General features: G+C 57.8%; 1 protein-coding gene. It reads left to right on the top strand.

What is annotated here, in order from left to right:
- Positions 1-205: 205 nt before the first annotated feature.
- Positions 206-702: DeoR/GlpR family DNA-binding transcription regulator (locus EOA22_RS36065; protein ID WP_245478796.1), on the top strand; the 497-nt coding region annotated here is incomplete at its 3' end.

The raw sequence follows: 702 nt of genomic DNA, 5'->3' as shown, positions 1-702 counted from the left end.
GTGCCAATTGACGAGGATTGACGGTCATCGCTTATCACATATGGTCAAAATCAGTCAAAATAATTCTAACAAGGCCAAAAGCGATAGGAATTCGCTCATCGCCATGACAAACCAGTGGGCTCGCCGAATGAATTCGTGATATTCGCGATGCTGGGCTCGCCATGATTCCGGCGAGCGTGTTGCTGCACTGTGCGGAGATACGAACGTGGCAAGGAATGTTCGAAAATCAACGGTGGAAGATACCGGGCCCTCAGCGTCCGCCGGGTCATGGGAAGACGATGGCGGGCGTGGACGGGTCGATCTAATTCCGGCCAAGCGCCATGCTTTCATTCTCGAATGCCTCAAACGGGAAGGAACCGTCGGCGTTCAGGAACTCATTGATCTCATCGGCGCGTCACCTTCGACCATACGGCGCGACCTCGAGACGCTTGAACGGCAGGGAGCATTGGAGCGAACGCATGGCGGAGCGATGCTTCAACGCACGGAACTCGCCACCTTCGAGCCAGATCTCGCCACTGCCGCACACTTCGCCAGGGCTGAGAAGGAGGCCATAGGCGCAGCCATGATGTCGGAACTTCGCCCCGGGCAGAGTGTCATTTTCGACGCAAGCACGACTGTTCTGGAAGTCGCCCGCGCCATCGCCGCCGCGCCCATTTCGCTTACGGCCGTCACCAGCAGTCTCGCGATCGCGCGGATACTTGC

This window comes from Mesorhizobium sp. M7A.F.Ca.US.014.04.1.1, from assembly GCF_003998745.1.
Lineage (GTDB): Bacteria > Pseudomonadota > Alphaproteobacteria > Rhizobiales > Rhizobiaceae > Mesorhizobium > Mesorhizobium ciceri.
The sequence above is the reverse complement of the archived record's forward strand: the minus strand, read 5'-3'. Positions and strand labels throughout refer to the sequence as shown.